This window comes from Tardiphaga sp. 768_D3_N2_1, assembly GCF_052076105.1.
Taxonomy (GTDB): Bacteria; Pseudomonadota; Alphaproteobacteria; order Rhizobiales; family Xanthobacteraceae; genus Tardiphaga.
The window spans coordinates 3,455,069-3,475,088 of record NZ_CP197245.1 but is presented as its reverse complement, the minus strand read 5'-3'; the positions used below and the strand labels follow the sequence as shown (position 1 = coordinate 3,475,088).

The following is a 20,020-nucleotide window of genomic DNA, read 5'->3' as shown; positions in this document are numbered from 1 at the left end:
CCAATCCGTTAGTGTTCGTCGACGACACCATTGCGCAGCGTGCCGATGCCATCCGCCTTGATCTCGATCACATCGCCGGGCGCAAGATAGCGGGGCGGATCGAAGCGCGCACCGGCGCCGGTCGGCGTGCCCGTCACGATCACATCGCCGGGCACCAGCGTCGTGAAGGTGGAGATATAGCTCAGGAGATAGCGGAAGCCGAACATCAGCCGCGAGGTGCGGTCGTCCTGCCGCAACTCGCCGTTGACATGCGTGGTGAGGCGGATGTCGGCGATCTGGCTCTCGTCGTGATAAGGCACGATCCACGGTCCGAGGCTGCCGGTGGACTCGAAATTCTTGCCTTGCGTGACGTTGAACTTGGCGTGGCGCACCCAGTCGCGGATGGTGCCTTCGTTGCAGAGCGTCAGGGCGGCGATGTGGCCCAGCGCATCGCCCTCGGCGATGTGTCGCCCGGCCTTGCCGATCACCAGCACCACTTCGCCTTCATAGTCGAGCTGCCGGGAGACGCGCGGCCGCACCAATGGCGTTTCATGTCCGACGAAGGAGCGCGGCGTGCGCATGAACATCGACGGATATTTCGGCGCGTCCTGGCCGTCCTTGTATTCGGCATTGCGGTCCGGATAGTTGACGCCGATACAGATGATCTTTTCCGGGGCAGGGATCGGCGGCTGCCAGGTGATGCTGTCAATCGCAAAATCCGCAGGCTGATTGGCCGCGGCATCCGCGAGCCGGTGCAAGGCCCCGTGCGCGATCGCTTCACGCAAAGTCGGATAATCGCCGCCATAGCGCGCGGACAGATCGACGATCCCGTCGTCAGTGACGGCGCCGTATTTCAGCGTGCCGTTGACGGTGAAGGTGGCGAGGCGGCAGTGGGTCATCGCGCGTGGTCCTCACACTCTATTGTCATCAATCCGCAATCGTCACATCCGCCACGAAGGCCGGCTCGCGCACCGCCTGTCCATCGAATGGCGAGCCTTGTTCGAACCATGACCTTGGCGCAGGCGCACCCCACAGGGTCTGGCGGCGCGGGTCCTTCAGCGACCAGCGCAGCGGCTCGTGGTCGGTGTCCATGGTCTGGTAGTCTGACGTGTAGAGCTCGAGGCGATGGCCGTCGGGATCGCGCACGTAAAGGAAAAACGCGTTGGAGATGCCGTGGCGGCCGGGGCCGCGTTCGAGGTTCTTCAGATAGCCCGATGACGCCATCACATCGCAGAGATGCAGGATGTTCATCGCGGTCGGCACCCAATAGGCGAAATGATGCAGCCGCGGTCCCCTTCCATTGGTGATGGCGAAGTCGTGCACATTGCCCTTGCGATGCATCCAGGCGGCGGCGATGCGGCCATTGTCGCCGTCTTCTTCGCCATACTCTGTCAGCCGGAAGCCGAGCCGCGCATAGAAGTCGATGGTGTCCTGCACTTCGGCGGCGAAGACATTGAAATGATCGAGCCGCTGCGGATGGCAGCCCTTGTAGAGATCGAATCTCCGCAGCAGATGCGGGCGCTTCTCCATCGCCGCATAGAGCTCGATCTGGAAGCCGAACGGATCGGTAAAGTGCATGGTGCGGCCCTGGAACGGCTGTTCGACGAAGGAATAGACGATGCCGTTGGCGGCGAACCAGGCAGCGGCCTTGTCGAGATCGTTCTCGCTGGCGACGCGGAAGCCGAGCCGGTGACAGGCAGCGGCCTGCGCCTTGCGCAGCACCAGCGAGTGATGCTGATGCTCCTCCACCGCGCGCAGATAGACGGTCTCGCTGTCGGCGTCCTCCACATGGAGGCCGACCGCGTTCTCGTAAAAGGCACGGCTGGCCTTGAGATCAGTGACATCCAGCACGACGTGGCTGGAGCGCAGGATATTGAAGGGTGGATCGAACACGTGGGTCGGCACGGGCATGGGCGTTTCCTGCGTTTTTATCTCGTCATTCCGGGGTGCGTGCGCACTTGCGCACGTGAACCCGGAATCCCGATATGTTCATCACTTCTTTATGCCGTGCGGTTCAGAAGGGGATGAACCGCACGGGATTTCCCGCCACTCCAATTGGAGTGGCTGAGGTTCGCGCAAGTGCGCGCCCCGGAATGACAGCCTAGATGCCAAGTCTCTGTATCTTATGCGTCCCGCGCGCCAGCGAGACGTGTTTGGTCTCCATATAGAACTCGAACGAATAGTCGCCGCCGTCGCGGCCGATGCCGGAGGCTTTCATGCCGCCGAACGGCGTCGGCAAATGGCGAACGTTTTCCGAATTGAGCCAGATCATGCCGGCTTCCAGCGCGTCAGCCACGCGCAGCGCACGGCCCACGTCATTGGTCCAGACATAGCCGGTGAGGCCGTATTGCACGGCATTGGCGATCTCGATCGCATCCGCCTCGCTGCCGAACGGGATCACCGTGAGGAACGGGCCGAACACTTCTTCCTGCGCCACGCGCATGTCCTTGTGTGCGCCAGTCACCAGCGTCGGCTGCACGTAATGTCCGCCGCCGGGGCCGTCATGCGGCTTGCCGCCGACGGCGATGGTGGCGCCGTCCTGCCGCGCGATGTCGAAATAGCTGCACACCTTGGCGTGGTGCCGCTCATGGATCAGCGGGCCGACTTCGGTCCGGGGATCGAGCGGATGGCCGACTTTCAGCGCACGTACACGGTCTGCGAGTTTCTCGATGAATGTGTCGGCAATCGTGCTCTGCACGAGCAGCCGGCTCGACGATGTGCAGCGCTCGCCATTCAGCGAGTAGATCATGAACACCACGGCATCGAGCGCGCGGTCCAGATCGGCATCGTCGAACACGATCACCGGATTCTTGCCGCCGAGTTCGAAATGCACGCGCTTCAGCGTCGGCGCGCCCTGCGCCATGATCGCGGAGCCGGTCGCGCTCTCGCCGACAAAGGCGATGGCCTTGATGGCGGGATGTTCGGTCAGTGCCTTGCCGGATTCCTCGCCGAAGCCGTGCACGGTGTTCAGCACGCCATCGGGCAGGCCGGCCTGTTTTGCGAGTTTCGCCAGCAGGTCCGCCGTGACCGGCGACCATTCCGCCGGCTTGTGCACCACCGTGCATCCGGCAGCCAGCGCCGGCGCGATCTTCCAGGTGGAGAGCATGAACGGTGTGTTCCACGGCGTTATGACGCCGACCGGCCCGATCGGCACGCGCGTCGAGACATTCCAGTGTTCCTCCGCCGGCATGTTCAGGCCGTCGCGGGCCTCCGTGCATTTGTCGGCATAGAAGCGGAAATTCTCGGCGCCGCGGATCGCGGCCTTGGCCATGAAGCGATGCGCCTGGCCGGTGTCGATACATTCGAGCACGGCGATGTCGTCGGCATTGTCCTCTATGGCGTCGGCCACACGATGCAGCAGCTTTTTGCGCGTGGTCGGCGCCATGTCACGCCAGTCCCTGAAGGCGCGCTGCGCGGCCTTCGCGGCACTGTCGATATCCGCGGCCGTGCCGCGCGCGACCTGCGCCAATACGGTGCCATCGATCGGCGATGTCGTCTCGAACACCTCGCTCGATGATGACGGTACGATCTGGCCATCGATAATGTTGCCGATACCGTCGGCCGTCAGTTTCTTCAGCAGCGGCGCGGCGCGTTCCTGATTGGCCGCGAAGACGGCAGCGTGATCGGCAGGTGTCTTAGCCATTGTTGGCCTCGGCTTTCAGCAAGTCGTGAATGGTGTTGCGCTTCCAGCTGGTCGCGCTGTCGTTGATCTGCATGTCGAAGGACAGCGCAAAGCGGCCACCGGCGAAAACATTGTCGAGGTGATGCGAGACCGTCTGGAAAATCTGTTCGCCGGCCTTCTGGCGAACCTCGAGTGAGCGGCCTTCGCCGATCCGCAGCAGGATATCGAGAAAGCTGAGGCCCGCGCGGCCATCGGCGATGGCATAGTGCTCGCAGCGGATCGCGCGCACGCGAATGCCGCCGATCGGGAAGATGCCGGTCTGCACTGCGGCGTTGCGGATGACTTCACACAGCGCGCTGATATCCACGGCGCCGTCGAGATTGGCCGAATATTCGATGGTGAAATGCGGCATGGTGCGTGATCCCTGTTCAGCCGAAGTAGCAGCTCACGGTGCCCCACGGGCCATAATCCGCCTGGATCGTGTCGCCTTTGCGGGTCTCGATGGGGCGAATGAAGGAGCCGGCGAGAACGACCTGGCCAGGTTCCAGCGCAAGCCCATGCGGCGCGATCTTGTTGGCCAGCCAGGCGACGCTGGTGGCGGGATGGTTCAGCACAGCGGCGGCGAGGCCCGTCTCCTCCAACTGGCCGTTGCGATGACACATGGCGCCCACCCAGCGCAGATCGGTCTCCAGCGGACGCATCGGCCGGCCGCCGAGCACGATGCCGGCATTCGCCGCATTGTCGGCGATGGTGTCGAAGATTTTTCGCGTGGCCTTGGTCGCGGCATCGACGCGCTCGACGCGCGTGTCGAGGATCTCCAGCGCCGGGACCACGAAGTCGGTGGCACTGAGCACGTCGAACATGGTGCAGTCGGGTCCGCTGAGCCGCGTCTTCATCACGAAAGCGAGCTCGGCCTCGACACGGGTTGCGATGAAACGATCGGTGGGAACGATGCCGCCATCGGCGAAGAACATGTCGTCGAGCAGCACGCCGGAATCCGGCTCGTCGATATTCAGCGCGCTCTGCATCGCCTTGGAGGTGAGGCCGATCTTGTGGCCGCGCACGGTGCGACCTTCGCCGGTCTTGATTGCAACCCATGCCTTCTGGATCGCATAGGCATCGTCGATGGTGATTGCCGGATGGTCCAGCGACAATTGCCGGATCTGGGTCCGGGTCTTCTCGGCGTGATGCAGGCGTTCTGCCGCGCTTGATATGTCTGAAGAGGTGAGTGCCATCGGGTCGTCATCCCGCGCAGAAAAGCCGCGCGGCAAAGTGATTAACATGTTAAGTTGTTGCGATCAAACCCCGGGCGCGACAAATCGATTGTGCGTTGCACACGGCGGTGCGCCAGAATCATTCTATAGAGGCGACCATGACGACAGCATCAAAGCCACGGACCGCCAGAACCGCCGCGAAAATCCCCATGCGCGACTTCTCGCAGTCGCTGCCGATGTCGCTGCTGCGCACGCGGGAATCGGTGATGCGACATTTTCGGCCGTCGCTGCGGGCGCATGATCTCACCGAACAGCAATGGCGCATCCTGCGCGCGCTGGCGGCGTCCGGCGAGATCGAAGTGACGGAACTGGCGCATGTCGCTTTCCTGCTGGGCCCGAGCCTGTCGCGTATCCTGCGCGATCTGGAGGGCAGGCGGCTGATCGAGCGTCGGCTGCTGAAAGCCGATTTGCGTCGCAGCATCGTTTCGATCACGGCGAAGGGACTGAAATTGATCGAAGTCGTGGCGCCGACATCGGAGGCCATCTATGCCGAGATGACGAAACGTTTCGGTGTGCGCAAATTGTCAGACCTGCAGGCCATGTTGCATGAGCTGGAAACGTGCCTGTCGGCGATGCCGACTGAAAATGGCGACGAGAACGACGTCGAAGCGCGATAACTCCTCTGCATAATTTTGCGGCAAAGCCGTTGTGGTCGGCACCCCATCAATTCGTCGTACGAATTTCGCCGGGGCTGTAGACAGGACAGGAATTTTTCGCTCAACTCCCGTCCATCAAAAGAAGGCTGGCGCTCAAGTCCGGCCTCTTAGGGAGACGACGATGACGCTCACGAGACGTGGATTCACGGCTGGTATCGCGGCCGGCCTGGCAGCCCCCTACATCATTGGCAGCGCGCGCGCCCAGGGTGGCGGAACGATCAAGATCGGCATGTGCGCGCCGATTACGGGTCCCGCCGCAGAAGCCGGCAAATATGCGACAGGCGGTGCCAAGCTCGCGGTCGAGGCGGTCAACAAGGCCGGCGGCATTCTCGGCAAGCAGATCGAGCTGATCATCGAGGACGATCAGACCACCAATCCCGGCATCGTGCTGGCCTTCTCCAAGCTTGCTGCCAATCCCGAGATCGTCGGCTTCCTCGGCTCGATCCGCTCGACGCAGGTGCATGCGATGGCGCCGGACGTGCTGAAGCTCGGCAAGCCCGTGATGTTCGGCGGCACCGATCCGAACCTCACCAAGCTCGGCAATCCCTGGCTGTTTCGTTTCCGTCCGAATGACAGCTATTCCGGCCGCGTGATCGCCGAATATGGCGTCAAGAATCTCGACAAGAAGAAGTGGGCCGTGCTGCATTCGACCGATGCGTTCGGCACGGCAGGCGGCAAGGCGCTGACCGAAGCGCTCGGGCCGCTGGGTGCGACTGTCGCGCTCGATCAGGGCTATGCCAATCAGAGCCAGGACTTCACCCCGGTGGTGCTCGCGATCAAGCAGTCCGGCGCCGATATTCTCGGCTCCTATTTCACCTTCGAAAACGATCTCGGCATTTTTGCCCGTCAACTCCGACAGCTCGGCGTCAACATTCCGTGGGTCGGTTCGCCCTCGATCGTCAATGTCACCGCGCTGAAACTCGCCGGTCCTGCGCTCTACGGCACCTATGGCGTCGCCGATTACGCGGAAGATTCCTCCGAGGCCTCGAAGGCCTTCGGCAAGGCTTACCGCGATGCCTACAAGGTTGCACCGGATAACCAGAGCTCGTGGCCGTATGATGCCATCAACGTGCTGGCCATGGCCATCAAGAATGCCGGCTCGACCGATCCGCAGAAGATTCGCGAGGCCATCGTTGCCATCAAGAAATATCCGGGCGCCGAAGGCGAATACAATTTCGACAAGAACGGCGACGGCCTGCACGGCTACAACATCGTGAAGAACGACAAGGGCAATATCGTTTTCGACAAGCACATCGAATTCGATAATTGACCCGCTCTGTCATTCCGGGGCACGCACCCTTCGCGCGTGAACCTCAGCCACTCCAATTGGAGTGGCGGGGAATCCCAGAATGTTCAGCGCCTGTTGCCACACACGCCATGTCGGATTCCGGGTTCGCCTTTCAGCGGCTTCGCCGCCTTCATGCGCCCCCGGAATGACGAGCTTGTCCTCGACGCGTAATTCACCTCCCACCGAGCACGCCTGATGGATCTGGTACTGCAGTTACTGTTTACGGGAGTCGGCATCGGAGCCGTCTATGCGCTGGTGGCGCTGGGCTTCGTCCTGATCTTCCGGGCCACCAATGTCGTCAATTTCGCGCAAGGCGAATTCTCGATGGTCGCCGCCTATCTCATGGTGGTCTGCGCGGTCGATCTGTCGCTGCCTTACTGGCTGTCCTTCATCATCGCGCTGGCCGGCATGGCGGTGATCGGCGTCATCTTCAATCTCGGCGTCTATTATCCGCTGCGCCACCGCACCTATCTGCCGGTCATCATCGCCACCATCGGCGCCTCGATCCTGATGGCCAATGGCGTGCTGGCGCTGTATGGCCCGCAGCCGCAGGTGCTGCCGGGCTGGTTCGACACGCCCGGCATCCAGCTTGGACCGGTTTACCTCGACAACCAGTATCTCCTGATCATCGCCGTCACCATCGCGCTGGTGATCTTCAATTACTGGTTCTTCGAACACACCATGATCGGCAAGAAGCTGCAGGCGACGTCGCAGGACAAGGAGATGGCGTCGCTGCTCGGCATTTCCGTTTCCACCATGATCATGATCACCTTCATCTATTCCGCGGTGCTCGGCGGTCTTGCCGGACTTCTCGTCGCACCGATCCTGTTCGTCTCGATCCAGATGGGCTCGACCATCGCGCTGAAGGCTTTCGCGGCCACCATCATCGGCGGCTTCGGCGATGTCGCGGGCGCCATCATCGGCGGCCTTGCGCTCGGGATTATCGAGACCTTCGGAGCCGCCTATATCTCCGTGCCGTATAAAGACGGCTTTGCTTTTCTCGTGCTGGTCTTGTTCCTGGTGTTTCGTCCGCAGGGCATCTTCGGCGAACGCGTCGCGGAGAAAGCATGAGCACCAGCGAGAACATCCAGTCGGTGGCCGACATCGCACGTCCGAAACCGCTTATCATCCGCCACGCGCCATATTTCATCGGCGTCGCCATCGTGGTGTTCCTTGCCGCATCGATGCAGTTCGACGGCTACATTCTCAACATCCTGATGCAGGCGACCACCTTCGCCATCGCCGTGTTCGGACTGTCGGTGGTGCTCGGTCTGTGCGGCCAGATCAATCTGGCGCAGGCGGCGTTCTTCGGTTTCGGCGCCTATGCGGTCGGCCTCGGTACCACGGACTATCAGCTTAACTACTGGCTCTGTCTGTTCGGCGGCTGTGCGATGGCGCTGGTCGCCGGCGCGGTATTGGGCCTGTCGACGCTGCGGCTTGGCGGGCATTATCTCGCCATGGTGACGATCTCGTTCCAGCAGATCGTCACGCTGGTGATGATCAATGCGATCTGGCTCACCAAGGGCCCGGATGGCGTATCCAAGATCGGTCGCCCCGCGCTGTTCTCCTCGTCGCAGTCCTATCTTGCCTTCTGCGTCGCGGTGCTCGCCATCGTCGGCTACGTCGTCTGGCATCTGCCGGATACGCGGCTCGGCCGCGCCATGCGCGCGGTGCGCGACAATGAACTCGCGGCCGGCGTCAACGGCATCGATGTGTTCCGCACCAAGGTCTATGCCTTTGCCCTCTGCGCCGTGCTCGGCGGTCTCGGCGGCGGATTGTTCGCCGGTGGCTTCGCCTATATCTCGCCAGACCAGTTCTCCTTTGCCGAATCCATCGTCTTCCTGACGATGTCGCTGCTCGGCGGTGTGGCGTCGCCGATCGGCTCGGCGATTGGCACGGGTCTCCTGATCCTGATCCCGGAATGGCTGCGCTTCCTCAAGAGCGTGCCCGGCCTCTATCTCGCCATTTACGGCCTGTCGGTGATCCTGATCATTCGCTTCATGCCGGACGGCATCTGGGGCTTTGTCAGTGCGGCCTATGACCGCATGCGACCGCCGAAAAAGGTCGCGCCATCCGCCGCACCGCTGGTGCTCAAGCCCGCGGCGACCGGCGGCGAGATGGTGCTCGAAGTCACCGGCCTGTCGAAGCACTTCGGCGGTCTGAAAGCCGTCGATCAGGTCGACATCTCCGTGCATCGCGGCGGCGTGCATGCGCTGATCGGGCCGAACGGCTCCGGCAAGACCACGACGCTCAACGTGCTGTCGGGCCTCTATGAGGCGACATCCGGCAAAGTGGTGCTCGACGGCACCGATGTCACGACGATGCCGCCGCATGTGCGCGCAGCCGCAGGCCTCGGCCGCACCTTCCAGAACATCCGTCTGTTCCGCTCGATGACGGCGCTGGAAAACGTCATCATCGGCGCCGAACGGCCTGGCAATACGCTGATCGGCAAGGGCGACCACGCTGCGCTCACCGAACGCGCTCTGGCGGCGCTCACATTCGTCGGTCTTGGGTCGCGCGCCAATGAGCTGATCACCTCGTTCTCCTACGGCCATCAGCGCCTGATCGAGATCGCCCGCGCCTTGGCGGCGAATCCGACGCTCCTGCTGCTCGATGAGCCTGCCGCCGGTCTCAATTCGACCGAGAAGCTCGAACTGCATGAGCTGCTCAAGCGCATCGCCGCGCAGGGGCTCACCATCCTGATCATCGATCACGACATGACGCTGGTGTCGGAAGCAGCCCAGCACATCACCGTGCTGAATTTCGGACGCCGTATTGCCGACGGCGAGTCGATGGCGGTGCTGCGTCATCCCGATGTCGTCTCGGCCTATCTCGGAACAGACTGATGCCGCTGCTTCAAATCAACGACCTCAATGTCCGCTACGGCGAAATCGTCGCGCTGCGCGGCGTGTCGTTCAATGTCGAGGAGGGGCAGGTGGTGACACTGCTCGGCGCCAATGGCGCCGGCAAGTCGACCACGCTGCGTGCGATCTCGGGTTTGGCCAAGCCGGCCTCCGGCGACATCCTGTTCGACGGCAAGTCGATCGCAGGTTTGGGCCCGGAGGCCATCGTGCGCATGGGCATCTCGCATGTGCCGGAGGGCAGGAGGGTGTTCCCGGGCCTCACGGTGAAAGAGAACATCATGCTGGGCGGCTCCAACCGCAATGCGAGCAAGGCCGAGCTGTCGCGCGAGGCCGATGCGATGTTCGATCTGTTTCCCGACATACGGAAATTCTCTGATGCGCTCGGCTGGACGCTGTCCGGCGGTCAGTTGCAGATGGTCGCTGTCGCGCGCGGGCTGATGGCCAAGCCGCGTCTGCTACTCCTGGACGAGCCGTCGCTCGGTCTCGCGCCGGTCATCGTGCAGGCGGTGTTCCGCATCATCACGGAAATTCGCCTCAGCACCACGGTCTTGCTTGTCGAGCAAAATGCGCGCATGGGACTATCAGTCGCCGATCAGGGCTACGTGCTGGAAACCGGCCGTATCGTGCTTGGCGGCAAGCCGGAGGATCTCTGGGCCAACGAGGCCATCGCGGCCGCCTATCTCGGCGGTCATGGAAAACCTGCAGCGGGTCTTGCGGCCCATTGAGGGTCTTGCACGGACGGCCTCGCTGCCCATCAACAAGGACGAATGTCCCGTCATGGTTACAGTTCAAGTCAACAAGCTTATCGATTTCGTCGCCGACGTGTTCGCCCATGCCGACTCTTCCCCCGAAGAAGCCCGGCGCATTGCGACCTATCTCACCACCGCGAACCTGACCGGCCATGACAGCCACGGCGTCATCCGCGTGCCGGTCTATATCCGCTGGCGGAATAACGGGATGATCACCCCGAACCAGACCATCGAAATTCCCGTCGATACGCCGTCGCTCGCCGTGGTCGATGGCCGCTTCGGCTATGGCCAGACGGTGGGACCGCTGGCCGTGAAGCTCGGTATCGAGAAATGCAAGGCGGCCGGTCTCTCCGCCATCGCCACCAAGAATTCCGGTCACATCGGCCGCATCGGCGACTGGGCCGAGATGGCTGCAGCCGAAGGCCTGGTCTCGATCCATTTCGTCACCGCGGCCGGCTCGGTGCTGGTGGCGCCGTACGGCGGGGTCGAGCGTCGTCTCTCCACCGCGCCCTATTGCGTCGGCATTCCGCGTCCCGGTCAGATACCCGTGGTGCTGGATTTCGCGACCTCGGTGGTCGCCGAAGGCAAGGTGCTGGTCGCCTCGCGCGGCGGCAAGAAACTGCCGAAGGGCGCGCTGATTGCGCCCGATGGCACGCTGAGCGAAGACCCGGCGCTGCTCTACGGCCCGCATGAGATGCAAGGTCCGCGCGATCACTCCAAGGGCACCGGCGCGATCCGCGCCTTCGGCGATCACAAGGGCTCCGGCCTCGCACTGATCTGCGAATTGCTCGGCGGCGCGCTCACCGGCAACGGCGCCACCAAATATGACCGGCCATTCGCCAATGGCATGTTCTCGATCTATATCGATCCGAAGGTGATCGACCCCGCGAACTTCTTCGACGGCGAAGTCGCGCGTTACGTCGACTTCTTCAAGAGCGCCAAGCCGGCCGCCGGCGTCGATGCGGTTCTGATCCCCGGCGACAACGAGGCGAAGACCCGCGCCGAGCGCACCGCCAATGGCGTGCCATTGCCGGACGAGACCTGGGCTGCCATCGTGCAGACCGCGCGCGACGTCGGCGTCAGCGAAGAGGCTGTGAAGAAGGCGACCAACTAACACTCCGTCATCCAACCAGAAACTCCGTCATTGCGAGGAGCGAAGCGACGCGGCAATCCAGAGCCACAAACGAGGGAAGACTGGATTGCTTCGTCGCAAATGCTCCTCGCAATGACGACTTGAGAGAAATCGAAAAAAAGGAAGCATACCAATGGCAAACAAGGTCAAGGAAATCTGGAAGGCGGGCAAGGTCGCCGTCAATGGCTGGCTGGCGATCCCGTCAGGCTTCTCGGCCGAAGTGATGGCGCAATGCGGTTTCGACAGCGTCACCGTCGATATCCAGCACGGCGTGCAGGACTACATGTCGATGGTCGAGTGTTTCCAGGCGATGGGTGCCCATCCGGTGACGCCGATGGTCCGCGTGCCATGGAACGAGCCCGGCATCATCGGCAAGGTGCTTGATGGCGGCGCGTATGGCGTGATCTGCCCGATGGTCAACACCAAGGAAGAAGCCGAGAACTTCGTTCAGTATTGCAAGTATCCGCCGCGCGGGACCCGCAGCAACGGTCCGATCCGCTCGGGCATGTATGGCGGTGCCGGCGACTACCAGAAGACGGCGAATGCCGACATCATCTGTCTGCCGATGCTGGAAACCAAGACCGCGGTCGACAACATGGAAGCCATTCTCGATGTCGAAGGCATCGATGGTGTTTATGTCGGGCCGAGCGACCTCGGCTTTTCCTATGGCCTCGTGCCGAAGCTCGACCGCGAAGAGCCGGAGATCCTCAAGATTTACGACAAGCTCATGAAGGAATGCGACAAGCGCGGTCTCAATCCGGGCATCCACTGTTCGGGCCCGGTCGGCGCCGCCAAGAACATCGGCATGGGCTTCAAGCTGGTGACGCTGCTCAACGACAGCGGCATCCTCGCGACCGGCGCGAAGAGCTGGGTCAACGACACCCGCAAGGGCTCGGGCGGCAAGGCGTAAGCGCCTCTCTTTACCTTCCCCGCGCGAAGCATTGCTTTGCGCGGGGCAGGGCTTTGATCACTCCTCGGATGACCCGGCGTCCGCTTTCACTTCGCTCGAGCGTCCGTCGATCACATCGGCAAAGCGCATCAGCTCCTGCATCAGCCGCTGCTGCCCCTCCGATCCAAGCGGCAACAGCAGCCCGCGCTGCACATCGAACACCCGCGGAATCGCTTCGTTGATGACCGTTTCGCCGGCCGAAGTGAGCTGGACGCGGAGCGTGCGGCGATCATTCGGCTCCGGCAATCGCGCCAGGTAGTTCTGCGCTTCCAGTTTGTTGAGCCGGCTGGTCAGGCCCGCGCCTGACAGCAGCAGCGATTGGGCGATCTGTTTCGGTGACAGGCTGTAGGGCGCGCCGGCGCGGCGCAGCGCCGTCAGCACGTCATAGGTGCCGCGCGTCAGATTCAGGGGCGCGAGAGCTTCGTCGATCAGGGCCGTGCATTGCATCTGGATGCGGCCGATCAGGCCGTAGATATGCACGGGGCTGGGATCGATATCCGGCCGCTCGGTCTGCCACTGCGCGAAAATGGCATCGACCTGTTCGCGCATCGCCGCGCGTGCGCGCGTCGGTCGGCGCGAGGGCGGTTTCGATCCCCGATTCTCTTCAGTCATTTGTCTGGTCAGTCATGGCGTCACGGCGTCCAGTCGATCACACGCTTCTCGATAAACTCGATGCCGTGGAAGAGCGCAATACTCAGCACGGTGAGCAGGGCGATGGCGGCGAAAGCGAGCGGCGTCTGCGACTGTGCAGTGGAGGTCAGGATCAGATAGCCGAGCCCGTCCTGCGCGGCGACAAATTCGCTGATGACCGCGCCGATCACGGCGAAGGTGACCGCCACCTTGCAGCCGGTGAAGAAGTGCGGCAGCGCCACGGGAATGCGCAGCCGGCGGAACACCGTATGCGGCGAGGCGCCAAGCGAGCGCATCAGGTCGAGCATCGTCTTGGGCGCAGCCTCGAAGCCGGCGACCATGTTCACGAGGATCGGGAAGAAGCAGACCAGCACGACGACAATGATCTTCGGCCATTCAGCGAGGCCGAACCACAGGATGATCAGTGGCGCGACGGCGACTTTCGGAACGGATTGCAGGCCGAGCAGGATCGGATAGACGATGCGGCGGGCCAGCGGGTTGAGGCTGATCAGGATCGCCAGCGGCAGCGACAGCACAATCGCGAATAGGAAGCCGAGCACGGTCTCGCGCAGTGTGACGATGGTGTTCGATGCGAGTTCAGGCGCCCATTTCACGGCCGAATGATAGATTTCTGATGGTGCCGGAAGAATCCAGGTCGGGATCTTCAGCGCGTCCGCAATGATTTCCCAGCCGATCAGCAGCGCCACATAGATCAGTGGCGTCGCGGCGCGGTCGATGAAGCGCGAGGTCATGTCGGCACCCGGTTGAAGATGATGTCGCGGATCTGGTTCTTGATCTCCTGGAAGCGCGGCAGCTTCACCGTGTCGGCGTTGCGCGGACGCGGCAGGTCGATACTGATGTCGGCGCGGATGGTGCCCGGGCGTTCCGACATGATCAGCACGCGGTCGCCGAGCAGGATCGCTTCCTCGATGTCATGGGTGATCAGCAGCGCGGCGCGGCCAAGCTCCTGCCAGAGGCGCGAGAGTTCGAGCGAGAGTTCCTCGCGCGTCAGCGCATCGAGCGCGCCGAAAGGTTCATCCAGGAGCAGCAGGCGCGGATCGGAGATCATGGCGCGGCAGAAGGCGGCGCGCTGCTTCATGCCGCCGGACAGCGCCTGCGGGCGCTGATGGGCGAAATCCCTGAGGCCTGTGAGTTCGAGCAGTTTCAGCGCACGCTCGCGCGCGGCGGCTTTCGGCAGCGCCAGCACGTCGGCGGGGAGCAAGACGTTGTCGAGCACGGTGGTCCACGGAAACAGCACGTGCTCCTGAAACACGATGCCGACTTCATGGGACGGGCCGTCGAGCTTTGTCCCATAACGCTGCATGGTGCCGCTGTCGGGCATCTCCAGCCCGGCGACGAGACGCAGCAGCGTGGACTTGCCGCAGCCGGATGGTCCGACCACCGAGACGAAACTGCCGGGATCGATGCGCAGGTCCACCGGTCCCAGCGCATGCACGGCTTTGCCGTCGCGCCCGGGATAGGTCTTGGTGACAGCCTTGATATCGATCGCCGGGACCACCGCGGCGTCGGGCCGCGATGGCGCAGTGTTGAGCGCGGTGGTCGCAGTCATCAGTTGACGAAGCCCGGCGCGTAGAGATCCTCCGGCTTCACCGGGTTCTTCAGCGAGAAGTTGCTCGACATGACGTCAACCGTGCTGGCGATGCTCTTCGGCTCGATATGGCCGAGCGTGCCCTTCACCTCGGCAAGCTCTTTCACCAGCCTAGTTTCGCCTTCGATCACGGCAGGGGCAAGCGCCTTCTCATACTTCGCCATGATAGTGGCGGCCTCCGCCGGATTGGCGAAAGCGTCCTTCATGCCCTTGATGGTGGCGCGCACAAAAGCCTTCACCTGGTCCGGGTTCTTGGCGATCATTTCTTCCGATGCGATCAGGCCGTTGCCGTAATAGTCCAGCTTGGTGTCGGCATAATTGATGCGCACCACTTCCTTCGGCGCCACGGCGGCGGCGATCAGCGGCTCGCCGACCGAGAACTGGCAGATCGCATCGGCGCGGCCATTGGCGAGCAGCGATGGCAGCGCCGAACCTTCGGCAACCACCCACTTCACCTTGTCGGCATCGATGCCGGCGGCCTTGGCGAAAGCGGGGAACAGCAGGCGCACCGAGCTCGATGCGGTATCCGCGACGGTCTTGCCTTCGAGATCCTTCGGCGAATTGATGCCGCTGCCTTTCACGGCGAAGATCGCCTGCGGCGGTTTGGCATAGACCACGGAGACCAGTTTCACCGGCACGCCGTCATTGCCGCGCGCCAGCACCAGCGAGCCGGCATCGGCGAAGCCGAAGGTGGCGACGCCGGCAGCAACCTTCTTGATCGCATCGGCCGAGCCCTGGCCGCGCACGAAATTCACATCGAAGCCCTCGGCCTTGTAGTAGCCCTTCTCGCGGGCGACGTAGAAATAAGCGTGGCGGCCGTTGAAGCCGAAATCGGTGATGAAATTGATCTCGGCCGCGTCAGCGGTGGAGACGCCGACTGTTGCCAGGGTCGCGAGCAGGGCGGCGGTAAGGCGAGCGCGGAATTTCATGGTCTGACCTTCAGTAGCGGGTGAGGAGGAGGCCGGCTTTCGGTGCGCGAGCGGCGCATCCAAATTCGTTCGCAATCGAATAAATTCTAAGGGTGGCTTTGACGAAGATCAACGGCGGTGCTGCCCAAAAGCTCATCACGACCAACAAAATTTCGCGCAAAATCCGCGCATCAAGCTTGTTTCCGAGGCGGCTCATGCCGTTGCTTGACAGGTTCGATCTGCTCGTTCTAAGCGAAATCGTTAGCTATCGAATGATCTGCTGCCCGGACGCTGTGGCGCCGCTGGAACGAGGTGAGAGATGGATCGCGGAACACGGATCGCCGTTCTCGGCGCGGGTCTCGCCGGATTGACGGTGGCGGGGCTGCTGCAGCGCGCCGGCTTCCCGGTCGCGGTCTATGAGCAGTCGCCGAGCTTTTCGCGCATCGGCGCCGGCATCATTCTCGGCGCCAATGTCTCCAAGGTGCTGCGCCGGCTCGATCTCGAAGACGCCTTCGCCGCCACCGGCATTCGCCCCGATGCGTTTCTCAGCCGCGCCTGGGATACGGGCGAGCAGCTCTACAGGCTCGATTTCGACGCTGATTGCGAAGCGCGTTTCGGCGGCCCCTTCGTCAATATCCACCGCGCCGACCTGCATCAGTTGCTGCAGCGGCCGCTCGCGCCCGGCACCATCCGTTTCAATCACAAGCTCGCCGGCATCGACGAGCGCAGCGATGGCCTCACGCTTCATTTCGAGAACGGCGCAAGCGCGGAAGCAGATATCGCCATCGGCGCTGACGGCATTCGCTCTATCACCCGCGAATTCATCCTGGGCAACGAAGAGCCGCGCTTCATCGGGCGTTCTGCACCGCGCGCGGTGTTTCCGGCCAGCCGCATCAAGGGTGACCCTATCGACGACTGTACCAAGTGGTGGGCGCCGGATCGCCATACGCTGGCCTACTACATGACGCCCGACCGTCAGGAGGTCTATGTGATGGCGGCGCTGCCGATGGAGCGCTGGGACGGCGACGGTTCGCCGGTGAAGGGCGACCGCGACGAATTCATCGCCGCCTTCGACAACGCGCATCCAGATTTGAAACGCGCGGTGGAAGCCGCCGAGGATGTCACCGTGTGGCCGATCTTCGACCGGCCGCGCAACGACACCTGGTACAAGGGCCGCGTGGTGCTGATGGGCGATGCCTGCCACGCGGTGCGTCCGTTCATGGCGGCGGGCGGCTCGGCGGCCATCGAGGATGCCGCGATCCTCAGCCGCTGCATCGCCGAGTTCGGCGATCCCGCGACGGCCTTCGCGCGTTACACCATGATCCGCATCCCGCGCGTCGCCGACATCCAGCAGATTTCCATCGCCAATTCATGGATGCATGGCCCGACCGAAACCGACTGGTTCTTCGGCTACGATGCCTGCACCGTCCCGCTCGACCGAGCCATTCCGGAGGCCCTATGTCCGAATTTGCAGCGATGAAGCCCGGTGACATTCGCCCCGATGCGATGATCGCGCGCGATCTCGTCGGCTATGGTGCGACGTCACCCGATCCGCGCTGGCCGAATGGCGCGAAGATCGCGGTCAGTATCAGCCTGAACATCGAAGGCGGCGGCGAGTCGACGCTGGCCAATGGCGATGCAGTCTCCGAAGGCATGCTGAATGACATCGGCGTGCCGACGAAAGAGGGCGTTCGCGTGCCCTTGGTGGAATCCGTGTTCGAATATGGCAGCCGCCGCGGCGCCTGGCGCATTCTCGATATAGTGGATCGCTTCAGGGTGCCGGTGAGCATTCTCGGCGTCGCCCGCGCGATGGAGCAGAATCCCGAACTCGCGAAGGCCTGCGTGGCGCGCGGCCACGAGATGGTCAGCCACGGCTATCGCTGGATCGACTATTGCCATGTGGATGAAGCGACCGAGCGAACGCATATCCGCAAGGCGATCGAGATACTCACCGAGCTGACCGGTAGCCGTCCGCTCGGCTGGATGACCGGTCGCCCCAGCCCGAACACGCGTCGGCTGATCGCCGAGGAGGGCGGTTTTCTCTACGATCGCGACTCGCTCGCCGACGAGCTGCCCTATTGGGTGAAGACCGAACACGGTCCGTTTCTCGTCGTGCCGTATTCCTACGAAGCCAACGATAACCGCTTCAACGAGAATTCCGGCTTCGCGACCGGTGAGCAATTCTTCACCTACATGCGCGATGCCTTCGACGTGCTCTATGCCGAAGGCAAGGCCGGCGCGCCGAAGCTGCTGTCCATCGGCCTGCATGACCGTTTGATCGGCCGTCCCGGCCGTGTTGGCGGGCTCATCAAGATGCTCGAACATATGAGCGCGCATGATGGCGTATGGTTCTGCCGCGGCATCGATGTCGCGCAGCATTGGCGAACGCATTTTCCGCCGAAGCCATGACGCGCCGCTGACGGCCGGGCAATATTCCGGCTGATGGCATGCACGCCGGAAGTGGCGTTGCTGTATGCGTTCTCCGAACGCCTGCGCGTGTCACTGCTGCTTTGCCTTTGCAGGTGAAGCCGGTCATACTCGATCCACTTATCCGCAGAGATAAGATCAAATCGGGAGGACGATCGTGCGAAACAACTTGCGTCTGCTCAATCGACGCCAATTCGTCACTGCGGGCGCAGGCGCCGCTGCACTGTTGAGTGCGCCGTCACTCGTGCGCGCCAATAGCTGGCCGACCAAACCCATCAAGATCCTCGCGGGCTCTGCGGCCGGCGGTCAGACCGATCAGTTCTCGCGCGTATATGGCGAATATCTGTCGCGTGAACTCGGGCAGACCGTGGTGGTGGAGAACAAGGCCGGTGCCGGCGGCGCCGTCGCAGCGATGGAGCTGAAGCGCTCCGATCCCGACGGTCACACGCTGATGATCTGCAACACCACCGCCTATATGCTCAATCCCGTCCTCATCAAGGACATCAAGTATAGTGTCCCGCAGGATTTCGCCTGGGTCGCGGTGATGCCGGGCGGAAGCCTGCCGCTGGTGGTGAGCGAAAAGGTCGGCGCCAAGACGCTGAAGGACTTCATCGACTATGCGAAGAAGACCGAGAAGGTGAATGTCGGCACATATGCGGCCGGCTCCTTCGCGCATATGGTCATCGTTGAGCTCAACAAGCAGTATGGGCTGAAGATGGAAGCCGTGCATTATCGCGGCGAGGCGCCGATGTGGCAGGATCTCGCCGGCGGGTCGATCGATGCCGGCATCGGCAGTTACGCCGCGGCGCTGCCCGTCCTGCAGACCGGCAAGGGCAATCCCGTCGCCGTGTCGCGCCGTCGCATCGCGGCGCTGCCGGATGTCGCGACGTTCAAGGAGCAGGGCGCGACCTCGCGCGCGCATTCGCTGCTGACTTTTCAGGGCTGCATGGTGCCTGCCAAGACGCCGCCGGAGATCGTGGCAAGGCTCAACGCTCTGTTCGTCGCGGCCAGCAAGAGCGACCGCGTCCGCGAATTGCTCAAGAACCAGGGCGTCGATGAAGGTGCGATGACACTCGAGGCCAGCAACACGCTCTATAAGGAAGAGGCGCCGGTCTGGGCCGAACTCGCCGCGAGTCTGGGACCCCAGCCGCAGTAGTCGGTTCGCGGTCGATGAGGGCGGGGCACACGAGGCGCTAACCCACACTCGTCATTCCGGGGTGCACGAAAGCGGCGCAGCCGCGTAGTGCGAACCCGGAATCCTCGAGTGTTTTGCGCTGAACATATCGAGATTCCGGGTTCGTCTGCGCGAAGGCGCGCAGCCGCCCCGGAATGACGAGCGTGGGGTCGTGACCTCTCCGCGTCGTCCCCGCCTAGCACGCCGGAGGCGTGCGCGGGGCGGGGACCCATAACCACGGTCAGCGTGATTGAAGTGGCAGAGTTACAACGGACGGCGCTTTTACCAGTTCTCCAGCGTGTATGGGTCCCCGCCCCGCGCACGCCTTCGGCGTGCTAGGCGGGGACGACAGCGGAGAGGTTCTAGTCAAACATTTTTTCCTATTTGCGATTGACAATATCCCTGATTACGATTATATTCCCCTCCGTCCTGCCCCACCGAGAGGGGCGATCGCGATCGTCACGTTCGCGGGGTGGGATGCGGTGGACGCCGGAGATGCGGCGTTACGCGGTTCATGGGGGACGTCTGTCTTCGGGCAGGACGGATCTGCGCCAGCACTGCCACTGGCAAGGACACGGCCAACCTTGAGATGGAAAGATCCCTGGACAGTGTGACGGACGACCAAATCGAAATGCGTCCGGCCCAAGTGCTTGAGGCTACCCTGTCCCTCCGCCCTGGGACACTAATTTTGGTGATGGGGCCGTTCGCCAAGGCAGATGTGCAAGCAAGTCGAAAAAACACCGCAGGCGGAACGTCGGG

Annotated in this window: 20 protein-coding genes; 10 read left to right on the top strand and 10 right to left on the bottom strand. The window is 62.8% G+C overall.

The features are described from left to right. Positions 1–8 precede the first annotated feature (8 nt). The 5 genes from AB8A27_RS16410 to hpaH all read right to left on the bottom strand — a co-directional run bounded on the left by AB8A27_RS16410 (position 9) and on the right by hpaH (position 4,836). Positions 9–878, bottom strand: coding sequence for a fumarylacetoacetate hydrolase family protein (locus AB8A27_RS16410; RefSeq protein WP_441242811.1), 870 nt, complete (start codon positions 876–878; stop codon positions 9–11). A gap of 28 nt (positions 879–906) precedes the next feature. Further along, the gene (gene hpaD / locus AB8A27_RS16405) at positions 907–1,890 is read right to left on the bottom strand and encodes a 3,4-dihydroxyphenylacetate 2,3-dioxygenase (protein ID WP_441242810.1); all 984 of its coding nucleotides are present in this window, start codon (positions 1,888–1,890) and stop codon (positions 907–909) included. A 190-nt stretch (positions 1,891–2,080) separates the two neighbouring features. Beyond that, the gene (gene hpaE / locus AB8A27_RS16400; protein ID WP_441242809.1) at positions 2,081–3,622 is read right to left on the bottom strand and encodes a 5-carboxymethyl-2-hydroxymuconate semialdehyde dehydrogenase; all 1,542 of its coding nucleotides are present in this window, start codon (positions 3,620–3,622) and stop codon (positions 2,081–2,083) included. Beyond that, positions 3,615–4,013, bottom strand: a complete 399-nt coding sequence (locus AB8A27_RS16395; RefSeq protein ID WP_441242808.1) for a 5-carboxymethyl-2-hydroxymuconate Delta-isomerase — start codon at positions 4,011–4,013, stop codon at positions 3,615–3,617. Before AB8A27_RS16395 ends, hpaE begins: the two co-directional genes overlap by 8 nt. Before the next feature lie 16 nt (positions 4,014–4,029). Next, the gene (gene hpaH / locus AB8A27_RS16390) at positions 4,030–4,836 is read right to left on the bottom strand and encodes a 2-oxo-hept-4-ene-1,7-dioate hydratase (RefSeq protein WP_441242807.1); all 807 of its coding nucleotides are present in this window, start codon (positions 4,834–4,836) and stop codon (positions 4,030–4,032) included. 137 nt (positions 4,837–4,973) lie between these two features. On the opposite strand from hpaH, the gene hpaR reads away from it, so the two are divergent. The 7 genes from hpaR (at position 4,974) to AB8A27_RS16355 (ending at position 12,474) form a co-directional block, all read left to right on the top strand. Then, positions 4,974–5,492 (top strand): homoprotocatechuate degradation operon regulator HpaR, encoded by a 519-nt coding sequence (gene hpaR / locus AB8A27_RS16385; RefSeq protein ID WP_441242806.1) that lies wholly within the window; start codon positions 4,974–4,976, stop codon positions 5,490–5,492. A gap of 160 nt (positions 5,493–5,652) precedes the next feature. After that, positions 5,653–6,801, top strand: coding sequence for an ABC transporter substrate-binding protein (locus AB8A27_RS16380; protein WP_441242805.1), 1,149 nt, complete (start codon positions 5,653–5,655; stop codon positions 6,799–6,801). A gap of 213 nt (positions 6,802–7,014) precedes the next feature. After that, entirely contained in the window at positions 7,015–7,890 is an 876-nt protein-coding gene (locus AB8A27_RS16375; protein ID WP_441242804.1) for a branched-chain amino acid ABC transporter permease, read from the top strand. Next, a complete protein-coding gene (locus AB8A27_RS16370; protein WP_441242803.1) occupies positions 7,887–9,665 on the top strand; it encodes a branched-chain amino acid ABC transporter ATP-binding protein/permease in 1,779 nt (592 codons plus the stop codon). The genes AB8A27_RS16375 and AB8A27_RS16370 overlap by 4 nt, the downstream gene beginning before the upstream one ends. Then, a complete protein-coding gene (locus AB8A27_RS16365) occupies positions 9,665–10,408 on the top strand; it encodes an ABC transporter ATP-binding protein (protein ID WP_441242802.1) in 744 nt (247 codons plus the stop codon). The genes AB8A27_RS16370 and AB8A27_RS16365 overlap by 1 nt, the downstream gene beginning before the upstream one ends. A 52-nt stretch (positions 10,409–10,460) precedes the next feature. Then, positions 10,461–11,546 carry a malate/lactate/ureidoglycolate dehydrogenase gene (locus AB8A27_RS16360; protein ID WP_441242801.1) on the top strand — a complete coding sequence of 362 codons (1,086 nt, stop codon included), beginning with the start codon at positions 10,461–10,463 and terminating at the stop codon, positions 11,544–11,546. A 151-nt stretch (positions 11,547–11,697) separates the two neighbouring features. Next, positions 11,698–12,474, top strand: a complete 777-nt coding sequence (locus tag AB8A27_RS16355; RefSeq protein WP_441242800.1) for an HpcH/HpaI aldolase family protein — start codon at positions 11,698–11,700, stop codon at positions 12,472–12,474. 57 nt (positions 12,475–12,531) lie between these two features. Here AB8A27_RS16355 and AB8A27_RS16350 read toward each other — a convergent pair whose 3' ends face one another. Genes AB8A27_RS16350 through AB8A27_RS16330 form a run of 5 tightly spaced genes read right to left on the bottom strand, consistent with a single transcriptional unit; the run spans position 12,532 to position 15,877 of the window. After that, positions 12,532–13,125, bottom strand: coding sequence for a MarR family winged helix-turn-helix transcriptional regulator (locus AB8A27_RS16350; protein WP_441242799.1), 594 nt, complete (start codon positions 13,123–13,125; stop codon positions 12,532–12,534). Positions 13,126–13,145: 20 nt separating this feature from the next. Next, positions 13,146–13,895, bottom strand: coding sequence for an ABC transporter permease (locus tag AB8A27_RS16345; protein ID WP_441242798.1), 750 nt, complete (start codon positions 13,893–13,895; stop codon positions 13,146–13,148). After that, positions 13,892–14,713 (bottom strand): ABC transporter ATP-binding protein, encoded by an 822-nt coding sequence (locus AB8A27_RS16340; protein WP_441242797.1) that lies wholly within the window; start codon positions 14,711–14,713, stop codon positions 13,892–13,894. The genes AB8A27_RS16345 and AB8A27_RS16340 overlap by 4 nt, the downstream gene beginning before the upstream one ends. Next, entirely contained in the window at positions 14,713–15,681 is a 969-nt protein-coding gene (locus AB8A27_RS16335) for an ABC transporter substrate-binding protein (RefSeq protein WP_441242796.1), read from the bottom strand. Before AB8A27_RS16335 ends, AB8A27_RS16340 begins: the two co-directional genes overlap by 1 nt. A gap of 10 nt (positions 15,682–15,691) precedes the next feature. Continuing rightward, a complete protein-coding gene (locus AB8A27_RS16330) occupies positions 15,692–15,877 on the bottom strand; it encodes a hypothetical protein (protein ID WP_441242795.1) in 186 nt (61 codons plus the stop codon). Positions 15,878–15,979: 102 nt separating this feature from the next. Here AB8A27_RS16330 and AB8A27_RS16325 point away from each other — a divergent pair, with 102 nt between their 5' ends. The 3 genes from AB8A27_RS16325 to AB8A27_RS16315 all read left to right on the top strand — a co-directional run bounded on the left by AB8A27_RS16325 (position 15,980) and on the right by AB8A27_RS16315 (position 19,243). Beyond that, positions 15,980–17,140 carry an FAD-dependent oxidoreductase gene (locus AB8A27_RS16325; protein ID WP_441242794.1) on the top strand — a complete coding sequence of 387 codons (1,161 nt, stop codon included), beginning with the start codon at positions 15,980–15,982 and terminating at the stop codon, positions 17,138–17,140. Beyond that, entirely contained in the window at positions 17,119–18,069 is a 951-nt protein-coding gene (locus tag AB8A27_RS16320; RefSeq protein ID WP_441242793.1) for a polysaccharide deacetylase family protein, read from the top strand. The genes AB8A27_RS16325 and AB8A27_RS16320 overlap by 22 nt, the downstream gene beginning before the upstream one ends. Positions 18,070–18,244: 175 nt before the next feature. Continuing rightward, positions 18,245–19,243 carry a Bug family tripartite tricarboxylate transporter substrate binding protein gene (locus tag AB8A27_RS16315; RefSeq protein ID WP_441242792.1) on the top strand — a complete coding sequence of 333 codons (999 nt, stop codon included), beginning with the start codon at positions 18,245–18,247 and terminating at the stop codon, positions 19,241–19,243. Positions 19,244–20,020: the final 777 nt, after the last annotated feature.

Bases quoted from the DNA above. Each gene is read 5' to 3' on its own strand.
- AB8A27_RS16355 (WP_441242800.1), top strand. From the start codon at position 11,698: ATGGCAAACAAGGTCAAGGAAATCTGGAAGGCGGGCAAGGTCGCCGTC.
- AB8A27_RS16350 (WP_441242799.1), bottom strand. From the start codon at position 13,125: ATGACTGAAGAGAATCGGGGATCGAAACCGCCCTCGCGCCGACCGACG.
- AB8A27_RS16380 (WP_441242805.1), top strand. From the start codon at position 5,653: ATGACGCTCACGAGACGTGGATTCACGGCTGGTATCGCGGCCGGCCTG.
- AB8A27_RS16345 (WP_441242798.1), bottom strand. From the start codon at position 13,895: ATGACCTCGCGCTTCATCGACCGCGCCGCGACGCCACTGATCTATGTG.
- hpaR (WP_441242806.1), top strand. From the start codon at position 4,974: ATGACGACAGCATCAAAGCCACGGACCGCCAGAACCGCCGCGAAAATC.
- hpaD (WP_441242810.1), bottom strand. From the start codon at position 1,890: ATGCCCGTGCCGACCCACGTGTTCGATCCACCCTTCAATATCCTGCGC.
- AB8A27_RS16375 (WP_441242804.1), top strand. From the start codon at position 7,015: ATGGATCTGGTACTGCAGTTACTGTTTACGGGAGTCGGCATCGGAGCC.
- AB8A27_RS16325 (WP_441242794.1), top strand. From the start codon at position 15,980: ATGGATCGCGGAACACGGATCGCCGTTCTCGGCGCGGGTCTCGCCGGA.
- AB8A27_RS16335 (WP_441242796.1), bottom strand. From the start codon at position 15,681: ATGAAATTCCGCGCTCGCCTTACCGCCGCCCTGCTCGCGACCCTGGCA.
- AB8A27_RS16360 (WP_441242801.1), top strand. From the start codon at position 10,461: ATGGTTACAGTTCAAGTCAACAAGCTTATCGATTTCGTCGCCGACGTG.
- AB8A27_RS16410 (WP_441242811.1), bottom strand. From the start codon at position 878: ATGACCCACTGCCGCCTCGCCACCTTCACCGTCAACGGCACGCTGAAA.
- AB8A27_RS16365 (WP_441242802.1), top strand. From the start codon at position 9,665: ATGCCGCTGCTTCAAATCAACGACCTCAATGTCCGCTACGGCGAAATC.
- hpaE (WP_441242809.1), bottom strand. From the start codon at position 3,622: ATGGCTAAGACACCTGCCGATCACGCTGCCGTCTTCGCGGCCAATCAG.
- hpaH (WP_441242807.1), bottom strand. From the start codon at position 4,836: ATGGCACTCACCTCTTCAGACATATCAAGCGCGGCAGAACGCCTGCAT.
- AB8A27_RS16395 (WP_441242808.1), bottom strand. From the start codon at position 4,013: ATGCCGCATTTCACCATCGAATATTCGGCCAATCTCGACGGCGCCGTG.
- AB8A27_RS16320 (WP_441242793.1), top strand. From the start codon at position 17,119: ATGTCCGAATTTGCAGCGATGAAGCCCGGTGACATTCGCCCCGATGCG.
- AB8A27_RS16330 (WP_441242795.1), bottom strand. From the start codon at position 15,877: ATGAGCCGCCTCGGAAACAAGCTTGATGCGCGGATTTTGCGCGAAATT.
- AB8A27_RS16340 (WP_441242797.1), bottom strand. From the start codon at position 14,713: ATGACTGCGACCACCGCGCTCAACACTGCGCCATCGCGGCCCGACGCC.
- AB8A27_RS16370 (WP_441242803.1), top strand. From the start codon at position 7,887: ATGAGCACCAGCGAGAACATCCAGTCGGTGGCCGACATCGCACGTCCG.